This window comes from Empedobacter sedimenti (assembly GCF_030005555.1).
GTDB lineage: Bacteria > Bacteroidota > Bacteroidia > Flavobacteriales > Weeksellaceae > Empedobacter > Empedobacter sedimenti.
In genome coordinates this window covers 125,892-148,626 of the sequence record NZ_JASCQG010000009.1, presented here as the reverse complement: position 1 = coordinate 148,626, position 22,735 = coordinate 125,892, and the positions used below count along the sequence as shown (strand labels likewise).

The window sequence follows — 22,735 nt, the reverse complement described above, 5'->3', positions numbered from 1 at the left end:
CATGTTATATAGCTACTTCTACATTGTCTTTTACCGCATAATTAGACTCTACTATTTTGTCTAACTCGGTCAAAATAATATTAATATTTCGGTTAGAAATGAATGCTAAACGAAATTTCACTTTTGTTAAATTGGTAGGATTCTTTTTACTATTAATATAAAAAGTAATACGCTTAGAAAGAAGTCCTTTCTGAAAATCGTATTTGATCAATTTATATTTCGGTAAATCGATTTTATTTGCTTTTGAATCTAAGAAAGATAAAAATCCAACATTCTTGGTTTCAAAAGTTATGGTTTCTCCTTTTGTGTCCATCGAAAAAAATTGATTTCCACTTTTATAGCTCACGAAAATCAGCCATGCTATAAATACGGTCACAACATAAGGTGGAATTATGTGATACTTGTAAGGTAAAACTCCAGTATACATAATCAAGTTTAGGATGATTAAAATAACGATAGCGATATTCAGTAGTTTGAACAACTGAATAACTTTTTTATTATTTTTCTTCATACATTAATTTTGGTTTTTGGGTTAGGTTAGGTTTAGTTTATTAATTTTTTATCGATTCAATTGCTAAATTATTTATAATAAATTCTTGTCTTGTTGGTGTATTTTTTCCCATGTAAAACTCTAGAAGACTTTCTATGGTTTGATCTTTCCCTATCATTACAGGCTCCAAACGAATATCTTTTCCTATAAAATGCTTGAACTCGTCTGGCGAAATTTCTCCTAATCCTTTGAATCGTGTAATCTCTGGATTTTTCACTTCTTCCAACGCTTTTATACGTTCTGGTTCAGAATAACAATAACGTGTTTCTTTCTTATTTCTCACGCGGAAAAGTGGTGTTTGCAAAATATACAAATGACCTTCTTTGATCAGTTCTGGAAAAAATTGTAAGAAAAATGTAATAATCAATAAACGGATATGCATTCCATCTACGTCGGCATCAGTTGCAATTACAACGTTGTTGTAACGTAAATCTTCTAATCCTTCTTCGATATTTAGTGCAGCTTGCAAAAGATTAAATTCTTCATTTTCATAAACAATTTTCTTCGTCAATCCGTACGAATTCAATGGTTTTCCTCTCAAACTAAATACTGCTTGCGTTTCTACACTTCTACTTTTGGTAATCGATCCACTTGCCGAATCTCCCTCGGTAATAAAAATCGTAGAATCTAAACGTAATTCAGCTTTCGGATCGTTATAATGTTGACGGCAATCGCGCAATTTCTTGTTATGTAAACTCACTTTTTTAGCACGATCACGCGCTAATTTTCGAATTCCAGAAAGTTCTTTTCGCTCCGTTTCCGATTGTTTTATTTTACGTTCCAATGCTTGCGCAACTTCTGTATTTTTATGTAAAAAATTGTCAAGATTTGTTTTAATAAAATCATTTACAAACGTACGAACCGTTGTCATTCCTGGTCCAATCTCGTTAGAACCAAGTTTAGTTTTGGTTTGTGATTCAAAAACTGGTTCAATAACTTTTATCGAAATTGCTCCAATAATCGATTTTCTTATATCCGCAGGATCGTAATTTTTATTATAAAATTCGCGAACAGTTTTTACAACCGCTTCTTTAAAAGCTGTTAAATGCGTTCCTCCTTGCGTTGTATTTTGTCCATTTACGAAAGAATAATAGGTTTCTGAATAAGATTTTGAACTGTGCGTCATCGCCAATTCAATATCTTCTCCTTTCAAATGGATGATATCATAAATCGTTTCTTCCTCGATATTATCTTTCAATAAATCTTTCAAACCATCTTTCGAAAAGAACTCTTCTCCATTGAAAATAATTTTCAATCCTGGATTTAAGTAAACATAGTTTTTCAACATTTTGTCTACATATTCTTTTCTGAATTTAAAATTCAAGAAAATTGATTTATCTGGAACAAATGTAATTTTAGTTCCTTTTCGCAAAGATGTTTCTTTTTCATCCTCTTGAACCGTCAAAATTCCTTGTTCAAACTCCGCTACACGCGTTCTACCATCACGAATAGATTGCACTCGAAACGATGTTGACAACGCATTTACCGCTTTTGTACCAACCCCATTCAAACCAACCGATTTTTTAAAGGCTTGCGAATCGTATTTACCACCTGTATTCATCTTAGAAACGGCATCAACCATTTTTCCAAGCGGAATTCCACGACCATAATCACGAACTGTCACCTCATCTTCGCGCAGATTAATCTCGATTGTTTTCCCTGCACCCATCACAAATTCATCGATACAGTTATCTACAATCTCCTTCAACAAAATATAAATTCCATCATCTTGAGACGAACCATCTCCCAGCTTCCCAATATACATCCCAGGTCGCATACGAATATGTTCGCGCCAATCAAGGGTTTTGATATTGTCTTCCGTATAATTTACTTGTTGATCTAATTCTGACATTTGAGTTGTTGAGTGTTAAACGAGTTTTACAAAAATAAGAAAAAAATTCCTAAAAATATTAAGGTTTATTGTTTTGATTTTGAGCAAAAACGACCTAATTTACCAATATGATAAAATCTAAACTACCCCATGTTTCGACAACCATTTTTTCGGTCATGAGCCAATTAGCAAATGAACATCAAGCGATTAATTTGGCGCAAGGTTTCCCTGACTTTAACGCAGATTCTGAATTAATTAGCCGTTTAAATTATTATTCAATACAAAATTACAATCAATACGCGCCAATGACTGGCGTCGAAAAATTGCGCATATTACTTTCAGAAAAATATTCTAAACTTTATCAATCTGATTACGATTTTCAGAATGAAATTAACATTACAAGTGGTGCAAGTCAAGCAATTTTTAATGTTATTTCTACATTAATTCATCCAAATGATGAAGTGATTATTTTTGAACCTGCTTACGATTTATATCAACCAACTGTCGAATTATTTGGAGGAAAAATTGTTCCAATTCAATTAAAATATCCTGAATATTCAATCGATTTTGAAGAATTGAAGCAAAAAATCAATGATAAAACAAAACTAATTATCGTTAATAATCCGAACAATCCAACAGGAAAAATTTTATCTGAAAATGATTTGAAACAATTTGAACAAATCTTAAAAAATACCGATTGTTATTTATTAGCAGATGAAGTTTATGAGCATATTACATTTGATGGAAAATTGCACCAAAGTTTTGCGAAATTAAAATCGGTTAAAGACAAAGTGTTTATTGTTGGTTCTTTTGGAAAATTATTTCACATTACAGGTTGGAAAATCGGTTACATTTTAGCCGAAAAAGAATTGATGAAAGAGTTTAGAAAATGTCATCAATTTAATACATTTTCTACGCATACGCCATCACAATATGCAATTGCAGATTACTTAGAAAACCCTGATCATTACTTGTATTTGAATGATTTTTTTCAACAAAAAAGAGATTTATTTGTTGAAGGTTTAACTTCAACAAATTTTGAAGTTTTGCCTTGCGAAGGAACTTATTTTGTAAGTGCAAATTATGCTAAAGTAAGTGATTTATCTGATGATGAATTTGCAAAACAGTTAACCATCAAAAATAAAGTTGCCACAATTCCAATTTCGGCATTTTACCATGATAAAACAGATAACAAAGTCATCCGATTTTGTTTTGCTAAAAAGGATGAAACACTTTTAATGGCTTTAGAAAATTTGAAAAATTTATAAAAAACAAAAGCTCAATCCGAAGATTGAGCTTTTTATATAGAGATGTTTTTAAATCTTAAACATTAAATAAGAAATGCATAATATCACCATCTTGTACGATGTATGCTTTTCCTTCTACGTTCAATTTTCCTGCTTCACGACATTTAGATTCTGATCCGTAAGTAATAAAATCTTCAAATTTAATAACCTCTGCACGAATAAATCCTTTCTCGAAATCGGTGTGAATAACTCCTGCCGCTTGTGGTCCAGTAGAACCTTTTTTGATTGTCCAAGCGCGAACTTCTTTTACACCTGCTGTGAAATAAGTTTCTAAATCTAACAATGTATAAGCCGAACGAATCAAACGATTAACACCAGGCTCTTCTAAACCTAATTCTTCTAAGAAAATTTGGCGCTCGTCAAACGTTTCTAATTCATTGATATCCGCCTCAATTTGTGCAGCTAAAATTAACACTTCAGCATGCTCATTTTTAACAGCTTCTTTTACTTTCTCTACCCATTCGTTTCCGTCTTTTGCAGCAGACTCATCTACATTACATAAGTATAAAACTGGTTTAGAAGTAATCAATTGTAACGAATCTACAATTTCTTGCTCTTTTTCGTCTAAATCCATTTCACGAACATTTTTCAACTCTTCTAAATGAGCTATAACTGCCATTAAAACTTCTACTACTTTTTGTTCGTCTTTATTACCAGCTTTAGCTGCCTTTTTAGATTTATCAATACGTTTCACAACTGTATCTAAATCTTTCAATTGCAACTCGATATCAATTGTTTCTTTATCACGAATTGGATTAATAGAACCATCTACGTGCGTAATATTTTCGTTTTCGAAACAACGTAAAACGTGAATAATTGCATTACACTCGCGGATATTTCCTAAAAACTGATTCCCTAAACCTTCTCCCTTACTTGCTCCTTTTACCAAACCAGCAATATCTACAATTTCTACAACCGCAGGCACAACGCGCTCTGGATTTACAATTTCCTCTAATTGGTTTAATCGAATATCTGGTACAGAAACAGTTCCTACATTAGGCTCTATTGTACAGAAAGGATAATTCGCCGATTGCGCTTTTGCATTCGACAAACAGTTAAATAAAGTAGATTTACCAACATTAGGCAATCCAACAATTCCACATTTCATATATGTTGTTTCTTTTTTTAATGATTGAATATTAGAACGATGTTCTAATAATTTTGTGCAAAGATAATGATTTCCATTAAATTTATTTAACCGAAGAAACCCTGTTTAATTTTATGTTTAATACATTTCCTGAATGTGATTTCATTTCACCAAAAAAACAGTCACACACTACATCATAATTAAGGTCGTATCGATTAAATGTTTTTTCAAGATTTATTTTTCTAAACTTAAGTTGCGGATAATTAAATACAACAGAATCTGTTTGATCTTTTTCGTAACCATCTTGAAAATCAAATTCTATTTTTATTTTTGATTTAATTCTCGAAACGTCCATAATCGCATCACTTTTTGCTAAATGAACATCCACAACTTTAGATTTGTAATCTAAGAATTCTTGTTGCCATTTTCCTTCAATCGTTTTCATCTTATTCGAAGCACAACTTGTCAGCAATAGCAAAAAGATAAATCCTAAAAAATGTTTCATAAGTGTTAATTTTTTATTGAAAATACAATTATTTATTTACATTTACTTAAATACTTATTACAATGAAATTAAAAGCCTTAATCGTAAGTTTTATGATTGCTTTCGCAGGAATCGTAAACGCGCAAACAGCAACAGAAATATTAACAAAAGCTCAAAATCAAGCGAAAGTTGAAAACAAAAATGTCTTTTTAATTTTCCATGCTTCTTGGTGTGGATGGTGTAAAAAGATGGAAAAAAACATGGACGATCCAGCTGTAAAACCATATTTTGATGCGAATTATGTCAAAACTTTTATCACCGTACAAGAACGTGCTGAAAAGAAAAATTTAGAAACGCCTGGTGGAGCAGAAATTAACGAAAAATTAGGTGGAAAAGATCAAGGTTTACCTTTTTGGGTAATTTTAGATTCTAACGGAAAAGTTCTAGAAGATTCTCGCGTAAATGGAGAAAATCTTGGAGGTCCAGCATCTGAAGAAGAAGTAAATCATTTGATTACAAAACTAGAAAAGACAACGAAAAACGATAAAGTTGATCCAGAAAAAATCAAAGAAGTTTTTATCTTGAAAAAGAAATAATTTACAAAAAAATCCGCTCGATGAGCGGATTTTTTTATTGCGTTAAAACATGAAAAGCTTCTTCCAAATTTTTATATTGTCCTTTAAATTCTTCAATTGATTGATCTGCCACAATTTTTCCTTTATTCAACAAAATTACACGTGAACAAAGCGCTTCCACTTCTTGCATAATATGTGTTGAAAGAATCACCGTTTTCTCTTTTCCAATTTCTTTAATTACCTCTCTAATCTCGATAATTTGATTTGGATCCAAACCATTTGTAGGTTCATCCAAAATTAAAATTTCTGGACTCGAAATAATCGCTTGCGCCAAACCAACACGTTGTTTATATCCCTTTGATAATTGATGAATTTTCTTATGTTTTTCTGGTCCTAAACCTACTCTCTCGATAACTTCATCAATTTTAGATTTTGAAACTTTTCTCAGATTCGTCACAAATTCCAAATACTCTTTTACATACATATCCATGTACAATGGATTATTTTCTTGCAAAAACCCAATCAACTTTTTCGATTCAATTGGCTGCGATGTAACATTAAAATCATTCACAGAAATTTCTCCAGAATCTGCATTTATTGCATTGGTAATACTTTTCATCAAAGTCGATTTTCCTGCTCCATTTGGACCAAGTAAGCCAACAACTTCTCCATTATTTATCGAAAACGAAACTTTGTCCAAAGCCAGCTGTTCACCGTATTTTTTTACTAAATCTTTAATGATTATTCCCATTTGATGAAAAATTTTCGATAAAATTAGCAAAAAAGATTTGGATAACTGAAAAATTATTTTTTAGATTTGTATATCAATTAGAAAACAAAATGGCAACATTCAATATTTATAACGCATTCTTTTTTTACTTTTTTGGATATTATCCAGGAGAGCAGGGACTGCGTTGTCAAAATTGATTGTTAACATTCATAATAAGATAATATAAAGTCCCGCAATTTGTGGGACTTTTTTTGTGGAAAAAAATGAAAAATAGAGTTGCAATACAAGGTTACATTGGTTCATATCATCACGAAGCTGCCAATAATTATTTAGGAAATGACATCGAAATTGTAGAATGTGACACATTCAAAACTTTAGCAAAGTCGCTTGCAAAAGGAAAAGTTGATACAGCAATTATGGCAATAGAAAACACAATTGCCGGAGCAATTTTACCAAACTATGCTTTGCTAACGAAATATAATTTGAAAGTTGTAGGAGAAATTTATTTATCAATTCAACATCAATTGATGGTCAAAAAAGGACAAACTTTAGACGATGTAAAAGAAGTTCGTTCGCACCAAATGGCATTATTGCAATGTGATAAGTTCCTTGAAAAACATCCTACATGGCGTGTTGTAAATGATATCGATACCGCATTAACAGCCAAAGATATTGTAGAACAAGATTTGAATGATGTTGCTGCAATTGCATCTAGAAAAGCGGCAGAAGTTTATGGATTAGACATTTTAGCATCAAGCATTCAGACGTTTCAAGATAATTTTACTCGCTTTTTTGTATTGCAACGCGAGCACAATGATTACGAAAATTTCAACAAAGTTTCGATGCGTTTTTCTGTTCCACATCAATCTGGTGCTTTGGTTGACGTGCTAAACCAAATTGCGGAATGTGGAATAAATATGGACAAAATACAATCTGTTCCGATTATTGAAAAACCTTGGGAATACTCTTTCCACATTGATATTACGTTCGAGCAAAAAGAACAATATTATGAATTGCTTGGGAAAATTGCACGAAAATTAACTGATTTAGAAATATTAGGAGAATATAAACTGGGAAAAAAATGATAACAGAAGCCCAACGATTACAAAGCGTTCAGGAATACTATTTCTCGAAAAAATTACAAGAAATAGCGAACATGAAAACCGACATTCCAATCATTTCATTAGGAATTGGAAGTCCAGATTTACAACCTCATCCAGATGTGATCGAGGAGTTAATCAAAAGTTCACAAAGCGGTATCAATGGTTATCAGAGTTATCGTGGAATTCCAGAAATGCGTGAAGCAATGGCAACTTTTTACAAAAACAAGTTTGATGTAGACGCCAATCCTTCAACAGAAATTTTACCTTTAATGGGTTCTAAAGAAGGAATTATGCACATTTCGATGGCTTTTTTGAATGAAGGCGACAAAGTTTTAATTCCGAATCCTGGTTATCCAACCTATTCTTCGGTTACAGAATTAGTTCAAGCAGAATCGTTATTTTATGATTTGAAAAATGAAAATGATTGGCTTCCAGATTTTGATCAATTAGAAAAATTAGCCGAGCAAAAACCTAAAATTATGTGGCTTAATTATCCACATATGCCAACAGGAGCCAAAGCTCCGAAAGACGTTCTTAGAAAATTAGTAGAGTTTGCAACTCGTCATCAAATCTTAATTGTGAATGATAATCCGTACAGTTTTATCTTAAACGATGAACCGACAAGTATTCTAACAATTGAAGGTGCAAAAGATATTTGTATAGAACTTAATTCATTAAGCAAAACCTTTAACATTGCAGGTTGGCGAGTAGGAATGGTAATTGGGAAAGAAAGTTTTATCAATTCTATTCTAAAAGTGAAATCAAATATGGATTCGGGAATGAATTTTGCAATACAAAAAGCTGCTACAAAAGCACTTTTGGTTGATGATTCTTGGTATGATGAGTTGACAAAAGTTTACGCAGAAAGACGAAAAATCATTTGGGAAATCGCTGATCTCTTAAATGTAAAATACAATCCCAATGCCGCAGGAATGTTTATTTGGGCGAAACTTCCGGAAGGAAAAGATGATAAAGAATTTATTGATGAAATTCTGTACAACAAAAAAGTATTTATCACGCCAGGAAGTATTTTCGGAAGCAATGGCGAAGGATTTATAAGATTCTCACTTTGCGCACCTGTCGAGAAGTTGATTGAAGTAAAGAAAAGATTAGAAGCATGAAAACAATTTCTGTAATCGGTTTAGGATTAATCGGAGGTTCTTTTGCTTTAGCTCTGAAAAAAGTTGGTGTTGCAGAGAAAATAATCGGAGTTGATCAAAATATCGAACATCAAATACAAGCTTTAGAATTAGGAATTGTAGATGAAATTGCTCCTTTAGGTGAAGCGCTTTCTCAATCAGATTTAGTCGTGATTGCGGTTCCAATTAATACGATCCAAAAAGTTTTACCAGAGATTTTAGATCAAATTAATGATAAAACAATTGTAATGGATATGGGATCGACAAAAGCTGGAATTTGTAAAAAAGTAGCAAATCATCCCAAAAGAAAACAATTTGTAGCTACGCATCCAATCGCAGGAACAGAAAATTCTGGGCCAAAAGCAGCTTTTCCTGAATTGTTTTTGAACAAAGTTGCGATTTTGTGTGATATTGAAGAAAGCGAAAAAGAAGCGGTAAAAAAAGTGAGAAAAATTTATCAATCGCTTTGGATGAATGTCAAAACAATGACTTCGGAGGCGCATGATGCGCACATTGCCTACGTTTCTCATCTTTCACATATTACATCTTTTGCGTTAGGACAAACAGTTTTGGAAGAAGAAAAAAACGAAGATGCAATTTTTGACATGGCTGGATCTGGTTTCGAATCTACGGTTCGTTTGGCAAAAAGTTCTCCTGATATGTGGACGCCAATTTTGATTCAGAATCGAGAAAATTTACTCAATGCTATTGATGCTTATCAAACACAAATTTCTAAAATCAGAAAAATGATCGAAGAAAAAGATGCCGAAGATATTCATCAATATTTAAAAAACACAAACGACATACGTCGAATATTAAATAAATAATTACTCTCAAATAAAATAAATATTAAACCTTAAATTTGTAAATGTTATGGAAAACAATAACTGGATAAAAGAATACGACAAACCAATGATCATTGCTGGACCTTGTAGTGCAGAAAGTGAAAAACAAATGATGACAATCGCTGAAGATTTGGACAAAGATTACGTTCAAGTTTTCCGTGCAGGAATTTGGAAACCTCGTACTAAACCAAATTGTTTTGAAGGAGTTGGAGCAATCGGGTTAAACTGGTTGAAAAAAGTAAAAGACGAATTCGGAATGAAAATCGCGACTGAAATCGCCAATGCTAATCACGCAAAATTAGCGTTAGAGTATGATGTTGACGTTTTATGGATTGGAGCTCGTTCTACTGTAAACCCTTTTACAGTACAAGAAATTGCAGAAGCTTTACGCGATACTGATAAAACAGTTTTAGTTAAAAACCCTGTAAATCCGGATTTAGATTTATGGATTGGTGCTTTGGAGCGTTTAGAAGGGCAAGGAATCAAAAATTTAGGTGCTATTCACCGTGGTTTCTCTTCTTACAAAAAGACAAAATACCGTAATGATCCACAATGGCAAATCGCATTAGATTTCAAAAATAAATTACCAAATATTCCTATCATTTGTGATCCATCTCACATTTGTGGTAACAGAACAGGATTATTTGATGTTGCGCAACAAGCATTCAATTTTGAGTACAATGGATTAATGATCGAAACGCACAATAATCCTGACGAAGCTTGGTCTGATGCTGCACAGCAAATTACACCAGCTCGTTTACTAGAAATCTTAAAAGATTTAGAAATTCGCGTTTCTGATGATCCAGATTCTATTTACAAAACTGGTATTGAGAATTTACGTCATCAAATTGATGAATTAGATAGCTCAATTTTAGATACAATTGCACAACGTATGAAAGTTGCAAATTCTATCGGAGAATTAAAAAAAGATCATAACGTTGCTGTTTTTCAGCCAGATCGTTGGAAACAAATCAAAGATAACTCAATCAAGGCAGGAATGTCTTTAGGTTTATCAGAAGATTTTGTTGATAAATTATTACAAGCAATTCACCAAGAATCGGTTGCTCAGCAAAACCAAATTATGGTGAAAAGAGAAGAAAAAATTTAATACATATTGAAAGGAATTGTAGTAAAATCTACTGGTAGTTGGTACCATCTTCGTACAGAAGATGGTACAACTTTTCAGGCAAGAATTAGAGGAAAGTTTAGAATCGCAAATATCAAGCACACCAATCCTATTGCAGTTGGTGATGAAGTAGATTTTGAAATAGATAAAGATGAAATTGCTGTGATTACAAAAATTCACGAACGCAAGAATTACATCATCAGAAAATCAGTCAATCTCTCAAAAAAAACCCACATTATAGCGTCTAATATTGATGTGGCATTTTTGGTTGTAACACTTTCTAATCCAAAAACATCTTTTGGTTTTATTGATCGTTTTTTAATTACAGCAGAAGCTTATCATATTCCGGTTGTTATTTTATACAATAAAATTGACATTTACAAAGAAGAAGAATTAGCAGATTTAGCTTTTTATAAATCGATTTACAATTCTATTGGTTATGATAGTTTAGAAATTTCTGCAGAATCTGGTCATAATTTAGACTTGGTAAAAGAGTACATGAAAGATAAAGTTAGTTTAGTTTCTGGACATTCTGGTGTTGGAAAATCTACTTTATTGAATGCTTTAAACCCAGAATTAAATCTAAAAACACACGAAGTTTCTGATTTTAATAGCAAAGGACAACATACCACAACTTTTGCACAGATGTACGAATGGCCTTTTGGAGGTTTTATTATTGATACTCCTGGAATAAAGGAATTTGGTTTAGTACATATCGAAAAATCAGATTTACAAGGTTATTTTCCTGAGATTTTAGCGTTAAAGAGCGAATGTAAATTTGACAACTGTATTCACGTCAACGAACCAAAATGTGCTGTAAAAACCGCAGTAGAAAACGGAGAAATTGCAGATTCTCGCTATGATAATTACCTTACTTTTTTAGAAGAAGAAATTTACACGGATTAATCCTTTTTTTTTAATCATATTTATAAAGTCATTTCAATCCGAAATGGCTTTTTTTATTTAAAATAAGCTAATTACGGTTTCACGTAAAAATATCATATAAAATCATTTTAAGTTTGTCAAAACAAAACAATGATGGATTTTTCTGTACAAATTGCTTTAGACTTTGTTGAATGTACTAAAGCTCAAAAAGAGGCTTTTACAAAACAATTAGAGTTGATGAATTGGCAAGCGATTAACCCAAATAAATTATGGGTTGTAGAAAGTACAGCATATAAAAATCATACAAAACTTATTCAACGAATTGAGAAAGATATTGCTTTAGCAAAACAAGTTTCAAAATTATATGAATTGGATTATATCATCATTGCTAAGGATGAATTGCTTTATAATCAGCTAATGTAAATAGAGATTACTTTTCAAACTTAAATTACTAATTGACGCGTTACAACTTTAACCTAACCAAATTGTTGTAACGCATTTTTTATTTCTTAAATTTTTCTTAAATTTCTAAAAATTTAATGTTCAACTTATGCGAACAATAATACAACGTGTACAACACGCGTCTGTAACTGTAGATGGAAAAATTACAGGAAAAATTCAGCACGGCATTTTAGCCTTAGTTGGTTTTGAACCTGATGACACAACAGAAGATTTTGAATGGATAGCAAAAAAAATCATTCAACTCAGAATTTTTAATGATGAAAACCAAGTGATGAACTTGGATGTACAACAAACAAAAGGTGAAATATTAGTTGTTTCGCAATTTACACTTCATGCTGCAACTAAAAAAGGAAATAGACCTTCCTATGTAAAAGCATCTAAACCAGATTTGGCTGTAGAACAATATGAGGAATTTTTGAGCGTCTTAGAAAAAACTTATCAACCTGTACAAAAAGGAATTTTTGGAGCAGATATGAAAGTTGAATTGCTAAATGATGGTCCTGTAACAATTTTCATCGATTCAAAAAACAAAGAATAAATTAACACTAATATGAATAAAACTCTACTAACAATTTCATTATCTATTAGTACTTTTAGTTTTGCTCAAAACTATGCGATAGACCAAATTCCGGCAAATTTACTCACAGATGCTTACGCTGTTGTAAGACAAAATGATGAGAAAATTGAGCTGTTAAAAATAGATGAGTTAAAATATACCGAAGATGTTGTTGTAACAGTTTTGAGTAAAGCTGGGGATAATTACGTTGGTGCCCAAACAGATTATAGTCCAAATACAAGAATCGATTTATTTGAAGCCACACTTTATGATGCAAATGGTAAAGAAATAAAAAAATTCAAAACCAAAGATTTCAGTGATCAAAGCTATGTAACTGGTGGTCAAATGTACACGGACGATCGTATAAAGTATCTAAATTATACTCCCACAACATATCCGTATACTATTCATTACAAAATAACAACGACGACAAAAAATACACTTTGGATTCCGAGATGGATGCCAATTAAAGCGCCAAATTTAGCAATAGAGAAATCATCTTATCAATTTGTAAACAAAACCACGTCAATTATTCGATTGAAAGAAGACAATTTCAAAGGTTTTGAAATCTCAAAAACGGGTGATAACAATAATTTAAATTATTCGTTGAGCAATATATCAGCGTTCAACGAAGAAGATAAAATGGTTAGTGGACGCAAAATTTTTCCACAAGCAATTTTAGCCTCAAATCAGATTAATATTGATGGTGTTAAAGGAAATTTTGATAATTGGAATGATTACGGAAAATGGACTTTTGATAATTTAATTCGTTCAAAGTTAGATTTCACTCCAGCGCAAAAAGCCTACTTTCAAGATTTGATAAAAGATGCCAAAACTGATCAAGAAAAAGTACAAATTTTATACAAACATTTACAAAACAAAGTTCGATATATTGGCGTACAGCTTGGCATTGGTGGACTTTCTCCTTTTCCTAACTCTTATGTAGAAAGTAAAAGTTATGGCGATTGCAAAGCACTTTCTAATTATATGATCGGAATGTTAGATGCTGTAAACATAAAATCGTATCACACTATTTTATACGCAGGAAATCCTGTTGATATTGATGAACAAATGATGTATCAACAAGGCAATCATATGATAGTTTTTGTTCCGCTAAAAGATCAAGAAGTTTGGTTAGAAGCAACTAGCCAGACTGCTCCATACAACTATTTAGGCGATTTTGCAGGAAATAGAAAAGTATTGATTGTAGATCATGAAGGAGGAAAAATTATTCCAGCACAACAATTCAAAACAGAAGATAATCAATTACTTGTTGAAGGAAATGCAACAATTTCCTCTGATGGAACGTTAAATTTCCAGTTTTCTGAGACTACAAAAGGTTTACTTTACGAGAATTTCTCACGTTTTAGTCAATACACTCCTAAAGATTTAGAGAGTAGTTTAAAAAATCGTTTTTCTTACTTACAAGGAATTACATTCAAAAAGAAAGATTTCAACAACAATTGGAAAGAGGCTATTTTTACATCAAACTTTGAATTTTCTGCGCCAAATTACGCCAAAGTACAAGGAAATAATATTATCATAAATATGATTCCTGTTAATAGAGAAGAAACTTCTCTTAAAAAATCTAAGGATCGCAAATTTGATTTTAATGTAGAAACTGGTTATGTAGACCAAGTTTCTTACTTATTAACATTGCCAATAGGCTATAAAATGCCTCAAAAATTTGATGCTTTAACTATTAAATCTGCTTTTGGTGAATATCAATTAGAGATCAATCCTAAAGAAAATAACACTTTCGAAATAAAACGAGTTTACAAACAATTTTCTGGAACTTTTGCAAAAGAAAAATACAACGATTATGTAGAATTTCGCAGACAAATTGCTGGCTATGACAACACTAAATTACTTTTAGAAAAACTATAACACTAATATGAAAACAATCTTTACAATTGTAGCTACTATAGCGACAGTATCAAGTTTTGCACAAGATGTGAAATTTGGTAAAATATCAAAACAAGATTTTGAGAAAACAAAAAGTACAATACAAACGGATGCTCCGGCAGAAGTTTTATATGCAGACGGTAATTATAAAGTCAGTTTCAATACATCACAAGGAGGAGTAGAACAAACAAAGCGTGTTTTTTACAGAGTCATAGTTTTTGATAAAGACAAAACACCTGATGACGTTTTAAAAATTGAAATTCCATTAAGAAAAAATGCAACGGGAGATTATGAAAAAATATTATCTCTAAAAGCGGTTACTTACAACCTTGACAACGGAAAAATAGTTGAACAGAAAGTTGAGAAAAAAGATATTTTTCAAGAAAAAGTTCATCGTTTTATGGACAAACAAACGTTTACATTTCCAAATGTAAAAAATGGTTCAATTTTAGAATATTCTTACGAAGTCCTTTCTCCATTTGTCAATCAAACAGATACTTGGTATTTTCAGCAGTCAATTCCAGTTGTAAAGAGTAATCTAACGATGCAAAGCCAAGAGTTTTTCAACTTTCAACAAGATTTAAGAGGAAGCTTTGCGCCAAAAGTAACAACTAATTCTAAAGAGGACACTTATTCAAGTACTTCATTTGGTAACAGAGGCGTTACATCATTTGGTGGAGATATGGGTAATCAAGGAGCAACATCAAGTAGTCAAAAATTAAAAATTAACACTCAAACATATTCCTTATCAAACTTACCAACTTATGCTAACGAAGCATATGTTTTAAATCCTCGCAATATGTTATCGAGTATCAATTTTGAGCTAGCTTCGTTTGTTGCTCCAGGAAGAGCTTCAGAGAATTATTCAACAACTTGGGAACAAATTGGTAAAGATTTAATGGATCATGAAAGTTTTGGTCGTGAATTGAATGGTAATGGATTCTTAGATGAAGCTGTAAATACTACTATAGCAGGAAAATCAACACCTGTAGATAAAATGCTTGCTATTTTTAACTACGTAAAAAATAATATGACTTGGAATGATTATTACGGAGAATACACTGACAAAGGTTTGAGAAAAGCGTTTAATGAAAAATCTGGAAATACAGCTGATATCAACTTAATGTTAACATCAATGCTTAAAAAAGCTGGTATAGATGCTAATCCAATTGTTTTGAGTACAGTACAAAACGGTGTGTTAAATTATTCTTTTCCATCGCGAAGCAAACTAAATTATGTGATTGTTGGAGTTTCAATGGGGGAAGATTTTTACCTAATGGACGCAACAGACAAAAACTCTCAAATCAATCTGCTTCCAATTCGTGCAATAAACGATAGAGGATTTATGGTTACTAGTAAAGGAATAAAAGAAATTCCGCTTCGTAATTCTGTCGAAACATCAGATAACAAAACGATCACAGCAGAATTAACTGCTGACGGAAGTATTACGGGTACTTATGCTAGCGTTAGAGATAATTATTTTTACATGTATGATTTAAATGAAATAACAAATGATCCTAAAGCTTTCGAAAAAGAATACACTGAGGATTATAATTTTGAAATTTCAGATTTCAAAACACAAGACAACAAAAAAGATTTAATTCGTCATCAATTCAAATTTAGTGATGTAAAAGCTGATGTTGCAGGAAATAAAATCCTATTCAACCCATTTTTGTTTATTGCAAATACTAAACATCATCTAAATTTAGATCAACGTAATTATAATATCGAGTTTGGTGCGCCAATTAGTAATACAAATACAGTCAAAATTAAAATCCCAGAAGGTTATAAAGTAGAATCTTTACCAACTGAAAAGCAATTATCAATGCCAGATAACACTGGTGGATATGGTTCTAAAGTAATTGAAAAGGATGGTTACATTATAGCGCAAACAAAAAAGATTATGCCTTATAGCGTTCTGCCTCCTCAATATTACAAATCACTGAAAGAATTTTTAACAAACATCATTAATTCAGAAAGTCAGCAGGTAATTTTAGTAAAAAAATAAAATAATTTCGAAACCACTAATAAAGCCAACTCCTAACGTGAGTTGGCTTTTTATTTTTGTACATTTACATCAACAAATTTTAATAAAATGAGTCTTAAACAAGCACAATTAGACGTTGATAATTGGATAAAAGAACATGGTGTTCGTTATTTTAACGAGTTAACAAATATGGCACAATTAACAGAAGAAGTTGGAGAGGTTGCACGTATTATTGCTCGTCGTTATGGTGAACAATCAGAGAAAGAATCAGACAAAAACAAAGATCTAGGCGAAGAATTGGCTGATGTTATTTTTGTAGCGCTTTGTTTAGCAAATCAAACAGGAGTTGATTTGGAATCAGCTTTTTATAAAAAATTAGATTATAAAACAAAACGTGATCACGATCGTCATCAAAATAATGATAAATTAAAATAAATATGATTGAAATTTCTGCTCTAAAATCTCCGATAAACAATCAATTAGCCATCACAGGATCTAAAAGCGAGAGCAATCGTTTATTATTATTGAATCAATTATTTGAGAATGTTTTGACATTAGAAAATGTTTCAAATTCTGAAGATTCTCAATTAATGCAAAAAGCTCTGGCAAACAAAACGGACTTAATTGACATTCACCATGCGGGAACAGCAATGCGATTTTTGACGGCTTATTTTTCTATTCAAGATGGGCGAAAAGTAACGTTAACGGGCTCTGAAAGAATGAAACAACGCCCAATAAAAGTTTTGGTTGATGCCTTGAATGAGTTGGGTGCAGAAATTTCGTATCAAGAAAATGAAGGTTTTCCACCTTTATCAATTGTTGGAAAAAAATTAACGAAAAATTCAATTACAATACCTTCTAATATTAGTTCGCAATACATTACTGCTTTGTGTTTAATCGGGACGAAATTAGAAAATGGTTTGACAATTAATTTGGATGGAAAAATTATTTCTGTTCCTTATATTCAAATGACAATTCAATTGTTGAATAAAGTTGGAATTGAAGCTATTTTCGAAGGAAATACAATCAAAATTCCATTTACAGAAAATATTAAAGCGCAAAATTTACAAGTAGAATCAGATTGGAGCTCAGCTTCATATTATTATAGTTTGATTGCTTTATCACAGAATTCTGAAGTGAAAATTTCAACTTATTTCGAAGATTCTTTGCAAGGAGATTCAGCTTTACAACATATTTATGCAGATAATTTCGGTGTAATTTCAAGTTTCGAAAATGGATTTTTATCATTGAAAAATGAAGAAAATTTCATTCCAAAATCTATCATCGAATTAAATTTAATCAACACACCAGATATTGCGCAAACCATTGCTGCAACTTGTGTAGGATTGAAAGTAAAATGTCATTTAACCGGTTTAGAAACATTAAAAATTAAAGAAACTGATCGTTTAGTTGCACTTAAAAATGAGTTAGAAAAATTTGGAGCAATTATTACAATTACCAACGATTCTTTAACAATTGAAGGTTATAATCATTTTGAAGAAACACCAACTTTAGCGACTTACAATGATCATAGAATGGCAATGTGTATGGCGCCTTTGTCTCAAATTTACCCAATTAAAATTGAGAATGAAATGGTGGTAGAAAAGTCATATCCAACATTTTGGGAAGATTGGAAACAATTAGGTTTTGAAATTAAATCAATTTAATATAAACAAAAAATCCGCTTTTTAAGCGGATTTTTTTATGTTATAAAGATAATTTTATTCAAAATTTTGCATGTTTACCAAATTCGCGTAAACACCTTTTTTCTCGATAAGCAAATGATGATTTCCTTCTTCAATAATTTTTCCAGCTTCCATTACCACAATTTTATCTGCACTCTGAATCGTTGATAAACGGTGCGCAATAACCAAAGAAGTTCTGTTTTGCATCATATTATTTAGAGCAACTTGAACCAGTTTTTCAGATTTTGTATCCAAAGCAGAAGTCGCCTCGTCCAACACCATAATCGGTGGGTTTTTATAAACGGCACGCGCAATACTTACACGTTGTTTTTGTCCACCAGAAAGCTTGCTACCGCCCTCACCTACTGATTCCTCGTATTTCTCCGGCATTTTTACAATAAACTCTTCAGCATTTGCAATTTGCGCCGCATGTTCTACTTTTTGTAGATTTGGAGCTTTATCTCCCAATGAAATATTGTTGAAAATTGTATCATTAAATAAAATAGAATCTTGCGTTACCAAACCAAATAACAAGCGATAATCATGTAATTTTATATGTTTAATATCTATTCCATCAATTAAAATTTGACCAGATTTCACATCCCAAAAACGCGTAATTAAATTGGCTAAAGTCGATTTACCTGAACCTGATTGACCAACTAAAGCAACTGTTTCTCCTTTATTAATCGTTAAATTAAAATCAGTAATCACATCATGCTCTCCATAAGCAAACGTTACATTTTTGAACTCAATTTTATCTTCAAAAGCTTCAATTCCTTTTGCATTTGGAACATCTTTAATGGAAACATCTGCATCCAAAACATCAAAAATTCTTTTTGCAGAAACTTCTCCTTTTTGCACATCTGATAAAGCCTTAGAAAAACGCTTGATAGGATCTAATAATGTATAAAATGTTGCGATATAAAAGATAAACTGTGAACCCGTTAATCCATTTCCTTCCAAAGATAATTTTCCTCCAAAAAATACAATTAGACCAATTGTTATCGCTCCTAAAAACTCACTTGTTGGCGATGCCAACGCTCGTTTTTTCATTACTTTTTGAAGATATTTTCGATAACGATTAATTGACGAATCAAATCGACCTTTTACTTGATCTTCTGCATTGAAAATTTTAATAATCTTAAGCGAAGTCAAGGTTTCATCAACATATGTAATAATATTTGATAGTTCATCTTGCGCATGTTCTGCAGCTTTTTTCAAGCTTTTACCAATCAACGAAATAATTGTTCCCATAATTGGAAAAACCAAAATAGCAAAAATCGTCAATTGATAACTTACTGTAAATAAAACAACTACAAAAACAATAATCATAATTGGCGAACGAACAATTTCTACAATCGAATTTAAAATGTTAGATTCCACTTCATTCACATCACTTGAAATACGATTAATCATATCTCCTTTTCGTTTTTCGGTAAAATAAGCAACTGGCAAATCGATAATTTTGTTGTGAATATCTACTCGCAAATCGCGTGTAACCCCCGAACGTAAATCAACTAAACAAGTTTCGGATAAAAAGCTGAAAATATTTCGAAATAAAAAAGCTACAATAAATACAACACACGAAATGGCTAATACATAAACTGGACCTTCAGTTTGAGAAACCTCATTCATATAATAGGCAGAATAATCAGAAAAAAACTGCTTCAAATCACCTAAATTTCCCGAGTAAACTGGTTTAGCAATTATTCCAGACGTTTTTTCTCCAAACAAAACACCCAAAATAGGCATCATAAATGCCAACGCAATTACGTTGAAAAGTGCATAAAGTAAATTGAATATAATCGCTGTTACAAACGAACTTCTATATGGTTTGGCGTATGCAAACGCTCTTTTAGTTAAACTCATTAATTTATTTTAGAAAATCAAAACTTTTGTTTTGAAGCTACAAATTTAAGCAAAAAAAATAATGACTATTCTTTTTAGAAATAGTCATTATAGAGTAAATTTTTGTGGGTTTGATTACTCAGAGTAACCTTTTCGTTTTTGTTTTGATTTTTATTTAACTCGTTGCCAAGTCTGCGTTCTTCCTACAAGAGAAATCCCGATAAAACCTCTTACGTCTAATTTATCATTTCCGTTAAGAGACATTTTTGCTTTGTATTCCTTTCCAGAATTAGGATCTAAGATTTTTCCTCCGTTCCATTCTTTTCCATCTTTTTTCATCGCAGAAAGAATTTGCATTCCTAAAATTGGTTTATTTTTTAATGCTCCTGAACAATCTGTACATTTAGCATTTTCTTTTCCTTTTGTTAAAATCTTTGTGACTTTACCATAAAGTTTTCCATCTTTCTCGAAAATCTCTACGTAAGACTTCGCCTGTTTCGTTTCGTCATCAATTGTTTTCCATGTCCCAACTGGTGATTGCGCATACATTAAAGATGTCAACATAAAGAATAATCCGAATAAAATTGATTTTTTCATATTTTTATCCTTTAAAAATTATTTCACTAAAATAAATCTTTTTTAGTGTAAACAAAACACTATGCTTTATTTTTTATAAAAATAATCATTTTTTCTTATAAATATCAATTTAACACATTAATTATCAATACAATTTTTCAAAACTCTGTTTTAAATAAAATTACATGATTTTTATTTTAAAAAGTCATTTTAGTGTACTACATTACTCCTCGACAGACAAATTAATTGAATCTATAATTAAGAAATACTCAAAATTAATTGAAAAAAGGTAGACAAGATTAAAATAATTTTTATATTTGTCTACTATTTTTATAGAGTTTATAGATATACAAAATGATCCAACTAACACGTTATAGTTTACCTTTTAAAAAACAAGAATTAGAACCGTTGATTGAATCCATTATTTATGATGAGATTTTTCAACAACCAAATCCTTCTTACAAGAAAGAGGATTTACTTAATCAATTTAATTCTATTTTATTAAAAATTGTTCCTGAGGAAAAATCGAACCAAATAAGTCTTTACTTTTTTGATCAATTTGCAAAACTTAGACAGGAGTTAGAGGAATTAATTTTTGTATTCTATTCAAATGATCCTGCTTCGAAATCAGAAATCGAAATTATTTTGGCTTATCCAGGTTTTTTTGCAATTGCAATTCATCGTTTAGCAAACATTCTTTATAAATTAAACACTCCTATTCTTCCGCGTTTCTTCTCTGAATATTCGCATTCTAAAACAGGAATTGACATACATCCTGGAGCAACAATTGGTAAAAATTTTTATATAGATCATGGTACAGGAATTGTAATTGGAGAAACAACTGTTATTGGTGATAATGTCAAAATTTATCAAGGCGTTACATTGGGTGCATTTTATGTCTCAAAAAATTTGGCTGATAAAAAAAGACATCCAACGATCAAAAACAATGTCACCATTTATGCTGGCGCAACTATTTTAGGAGGAACAACAGTTATTGGAGAGAATTCTGTAATTGGCGGAAATGTTTGGATTACAGAAAGTATTGAGGATAATTCTATTGTTTATCAAGAGAATCAGCCACAAATTAAAAAACAAAAAAAAGAACAACATCAAGATTATATCATCTAAAACCTTAAAATAATGATTTACAATAATGTATTAGAAACTATAGGAAATACACCAATTATTAAACTGAATAAATTATTTCCTGATCACAACGTTTATATTAAAGTAGAAAAACAAAATCCAGGCGGATCAATTAAAGATCGAATTGCTTTGGCAATGATTGAAGATGCTGAAAAAGCTGGAATTCTAAAACCTGGAGGAACAATTATAGAACCTACTTCGGGAAATACTGGAATTGGTTTATCATTTGTTGCCGCTGTAAAAGGTTACAAAATGATTATCACAATGCCAGAATCGATGTCAATTGAACGTCGAAAAATAATGGAAGCTTATGGAGCTGAATTTGTTTTGACGCCAAAAGAATTGGGTATGAAAGGTGCCATTGCAAAAGCACAAGAATTAGCCGAAACAATAAAAGGCGCTTGGGTTCCGCAACAATTTGAGAACAATTCGAATCCAACAGTTCATTACAATACAACTGCAAAAGAAATTCTTACAGATTTTCCTCAAGGAGTTGACTATTTAATCACAGGAGTTGGAACAGGTGGACATCTTTCTGGAATTGGAAAAGCATTAAAAGAAGTTAATTCTTCAACAAAAGTTATCGCTGTAGAACCAACTGATTCTCCCGTAATTTCTGGAGGAAATCCTGGTCCTCACGCGATTCAAGGAATTGGAGCAGGATTTATCCCAACTAATTTAGACACTTCAATCGTTGATTCTTCTATTCAAATTACAAAAGAAGAAGCATTTGAATTTGCAAAAAAAGTAGCTAAAGTAGAAGGTTTATTTGTCGGAATTTCGACAGGTGCATCATTAGCTGCAGTTGCTAAAACATTAAATGAAGTAGACAAAAATGCAAAAATACTAACTGTTAACTACGATACTGGCGAACGCTATTTATCAGTAGAAGGATTGTTTTAAATACT

The 22,735-nt window shown here is 31.5% G+C and carries 22 protein-coding genes; 15 read left to right on the top strand and 7 right to left on the bottom strand.

The window, feature by feature from the left end:
• Positions 1-4 precede the first annotated feature (4 nt).
• Together QHG34_RS10165 and QHG34_RS10160 are read right to left on the bottom strand one after the other, a co-directional pair.
• Positions 5-511 carry a hypothetical protein gene (locus QHG34_RS10165; RefSeq protein ID WP_282630076.1) on the bottom strand — a complete coding sequence of 169 codons (507 nt, stop codon included), beginning with the start codon at positions 509-511 and terminating at the stop codon, positions 5-7.
• A 40-nt stretch (positions 512-551) separates the two neighbouring features.
• Complete coding sequence (locus tag QHG34_RS10160) at positions 552-2,402, bottom strand: DNA topoisomerase IV subunit B (RefSeq protein ID WP_282630075.1); 1,851 nt, start codon at positions 2,400-2,402, stop codon at positions 552-554.
• Positions 2,403-2,509: 107 nt separating this feature from the next.
• Here QHG34_RS10160 and QHG34_RS10155 point away from each other — a divergent pair, with 107 nt between their 5' ends.
• The gene (locus QHG34_RS10155) at positions 2,510-3,649 is read left to right on the top strand and encodes a methionine aminotransferase (RefSeq protein ID WP_282630074.1); all 1,140 of its coding nucleotides are present in this window, start codon (positions 2,510-2,512) and stop codon (positions 3,647-3,649) included.
• A gap of 55 nt (positions 3,650-3,704) precedes the next feature.
• On the opposite strand, the gene ychF is transcribed toward QHG34_RS10155, so the two are convergent.
• The gene (gene ychF / locus QHG34_RS10150) at positions 3,705-4,796 is read right to left on the bottom strand and encodes a redox-regulated ATPase YchF (protein ID WP_282630073.1); all 1,092 of its coding nucleotides are present in this window, start codon (positions 4,794-4,796) and stop codon (positions 3,705-3,707) included.
• 82 nt (positions 4,797-4,878) lie between these two features.
• Positions 4,879-5,280 (bottom strand): hypothetical protein, encoded by a 402-nt coding sequence (locus tag QHG34_RS10145; RefSeq protein WP_282630072.1) that lies wholly within the window; start codon positions 5,278-5,280, stop codon positions 4,879-4,881.
• Positions 5,281-5,342: 62 nt separating this feature from the next.
• Here QHG34_RS10145 and QHG34_RS10140 point away from each other — a divergent pair, with 62 nt between their 5' ends.
• Positions 5,343-5,855, top strand: coding sequence for a thioredoxin family protein (locus QHG34_RS10140; RefSeq protein ID WP_282630071.1), 513 nt, complete (start codon positions 5,343-5,345; stop codon positions 5,853-5,855).
• A gap of 34 nt (positions 5,856-5,889) precedes the next feature.
• On the opposite strand, the gene QHG34_RS10135 is transcribed toward QHG34_RS10140, so the two are convergent.
• Complete coding sequence (locus tag QHG34_RS10135) at positions 5,890-6,585, bottom strand: ABC transporter ATP-binding protein (protein WP_282630070.1); 696 nt, start codon at positions 6,583-6,585, stop codon at positions 5,890-5,892.
• A 242-nt stretch (positions 6,586-6,827) separates the two neighbouring features.
• Here QHG34_RS10135 and QHG34_RS10130 point away from each other — a divergent pair, with 242 nt between their 5' ends.
• From QHG34_RS10130 to QHG34_RS10080, 11 genes are all read left to right on the top strand, one after another.
• A complete protein-coding gene (locus tag QHG34_RS10130; RefSeq protein WP_282630069.1) occupies positions 6,828-7,649 on the top strand; it encodes a prephenate dehydratase in 822 nt (273 codons plus the stop codon).
• Positions 7,646-8,788 (top strand): pyridoxal phosphate-dependent aminotransferase, encoded by a 1,143-nt coding sequence (locus QHG34_RS10125; protein ID WP_282630068.1) that lies wholly within the window; start codon positions 7,646-7,648, stop codon positions 8,786-8,788. The genes QHG34_RS10130 and QHG34_RS10125 overlap by 4 nt, the downstream gene beginning before the upstream one ends.
• Positions 8,785-9,633, top strand: a complete 849-nt coding sequence (locus QHG34_RS10120; RefSeq protein ID WP_282630067.1) for a prephenate dehydrogenase — start codon at positions 8,785-8,787, stop codon at positions 9,631-9,633. The genes QHG34_RS10125 and QHG34_RS10120 overlap by 4 nt, the downstream gene beginning before the upstream one ends.
• Positions 9,634-9,679: 46 nt before the next feature.
• A complete protein-coding gene (locus QHG34_RS10115) occupies positions 9,680-10,759 on the top strand; it encodes a bifunctional 3-deoxy-7-phosphoheptulonate synthase/chorismate mutase type II (RefSeq protein ID WP_282630066.1) in 1,080 nt (359 codons plus the stop codon).
• Between the two features lie 6 nt (positions 10,760-10,765).
• A complete protein-coding gene (gene rsgA / locus QHG34_RS10110) occupies positions 10,766-11,683 on the top strand; it encodes a ribosome small subunit-dependent GTPase A (RefSeq protein WP_282630065.1) in 918 nt (305 codons plus the stop codon).
• Between the two features lie 129 nt (positions 11,684-11,812).
• Positions 11,813-12,085: a hypothetical protein gene (locus tag QHG34_RS10105; protein WP_282630064.1), complete on the top strand. Its 273-nt coding sequence runs from the start codon at positions 11,813-11,815 to the stop codon at positions 12,083-12,085.
• Positions 12,086-12,212: 127 nt separating this feature from the next.
• Positions 12,213-12,662, top strand: a complete 450-nt coding sequence (dtd, locus tag QHG34_RS10100) for a D-aminoacyl-tRNA deacylase (RefSeq protein WP_282630063.1) — start codon at positions 12,213-12,215, stop codon at positions 12,660-12,662.
• Positions 12,663-12,674: 12 nt separating this feature from the next.
• Entirely contained in the window at positions 12,675-14,567 is a 1,893-nt protein-coding gene (locus QHG34_RS10095) for a DUF3857 domain-containing protein (RefSeq protein WP_282630062.1), read from the top strand.
• A gap of 7 nt (positions 14,568-14,574) precedes the next feature.
• The gene (locus QHG34_RS10090; RefSeq protein ID WP_282630061.1) at positions 14,575-16,593 is read left to right on the top strand and encodes a DUF3857 domain-containing protein; all 2,019 of its coding nucleotides are present in this window, start codon (positions 14,575-14,577) and stop codon (positions 16,591-16,593) included.
• 87 nt (positions 16,594-16,680) lie between these two features.
• Positions 16,681-17,007, top strand: coding sequence for a nucleotide pyrophosphohydrolase (locus tag QHG34_RS10085; RefSeq protein WP_135834709.1), 327 nt, complete (start codon positions 16,681-16,683; stop codon positions 17,005-17,007).
• Positions 17,008-17,009: 2 nt separating this feature from the next.
• Positions 17,010-18,239 (top strand): 3-phosphoshikimate 1-carboxyvinyltransferase, encoded by a 1,230-nt coding sequence (locus tag QHG34_RS10080; protein ID WP_282630060.1) that lies wholly within the window; start codon positions 17,010-17,012, stop codon positions 18,237-18,239.
• A 54-nt stretch (positions 18,240-18,293) separates the two neighbouring features.
• On the opposite strand, the gene QHG34_RS10075 is transcribed toward QHG34_RS10080, so the two are convergent.
• Both QHG34_RS10075 and QHG34_RS10070 read right to left on the bottom strand, forming a co-directional pair.
• Entirely contained in the window at positions 18,294-20,126 is a 1,833-nt protein-coding gene (locus QHG34_RS10075) for an ABC transporter ATP-binding protein (RefSeq protein WP_282630059.1), read from the bottom strand.
• A 150-nt stretch (positions 20,127-20,276) separates the two neighbouring features.
• Positions 20,277-20,702 (bottom strand): DUF2147 domain-containing protein, encoded by a 426-nt coding sequence (locus QHG34_RS10070; protein ID WP_282630058.1) that lies wholly within the window; start codon positions 20,700-20,702, stop codon positions 20,277-20,279.
• A gap of 333 nt (positions 20,703-21,035) precedes the next feature.
• Here QHG34_RS10070 and epsC point away from each other — a divergent pair, with 333 nt between their 5' ends.
• Positions 21,036-21,809, top strand: coding sequence for a serine O-acetyltransferase EpsC (gene epsC, locus QHG34_RS10065; protein WP_282630056.1), 774 nt, complete (start codon positions 21,036-21,038; stop codon positions 21,807-21,809).
• A gap of 12 nt (positions 21,810-21,821) precedes the next feature.
• A complete protein-coding gene (cysK, locus tag QHG34_RS10060) occupies positions 21,822-22,730 on the top strand; it encodes a cysteine synthase A (RefSeq protein WP_282630054.1) in 909 nt (302 codons plus the stop codon).
• Positions 22,731-22,735: the final 5 nt, after the last annotated feature.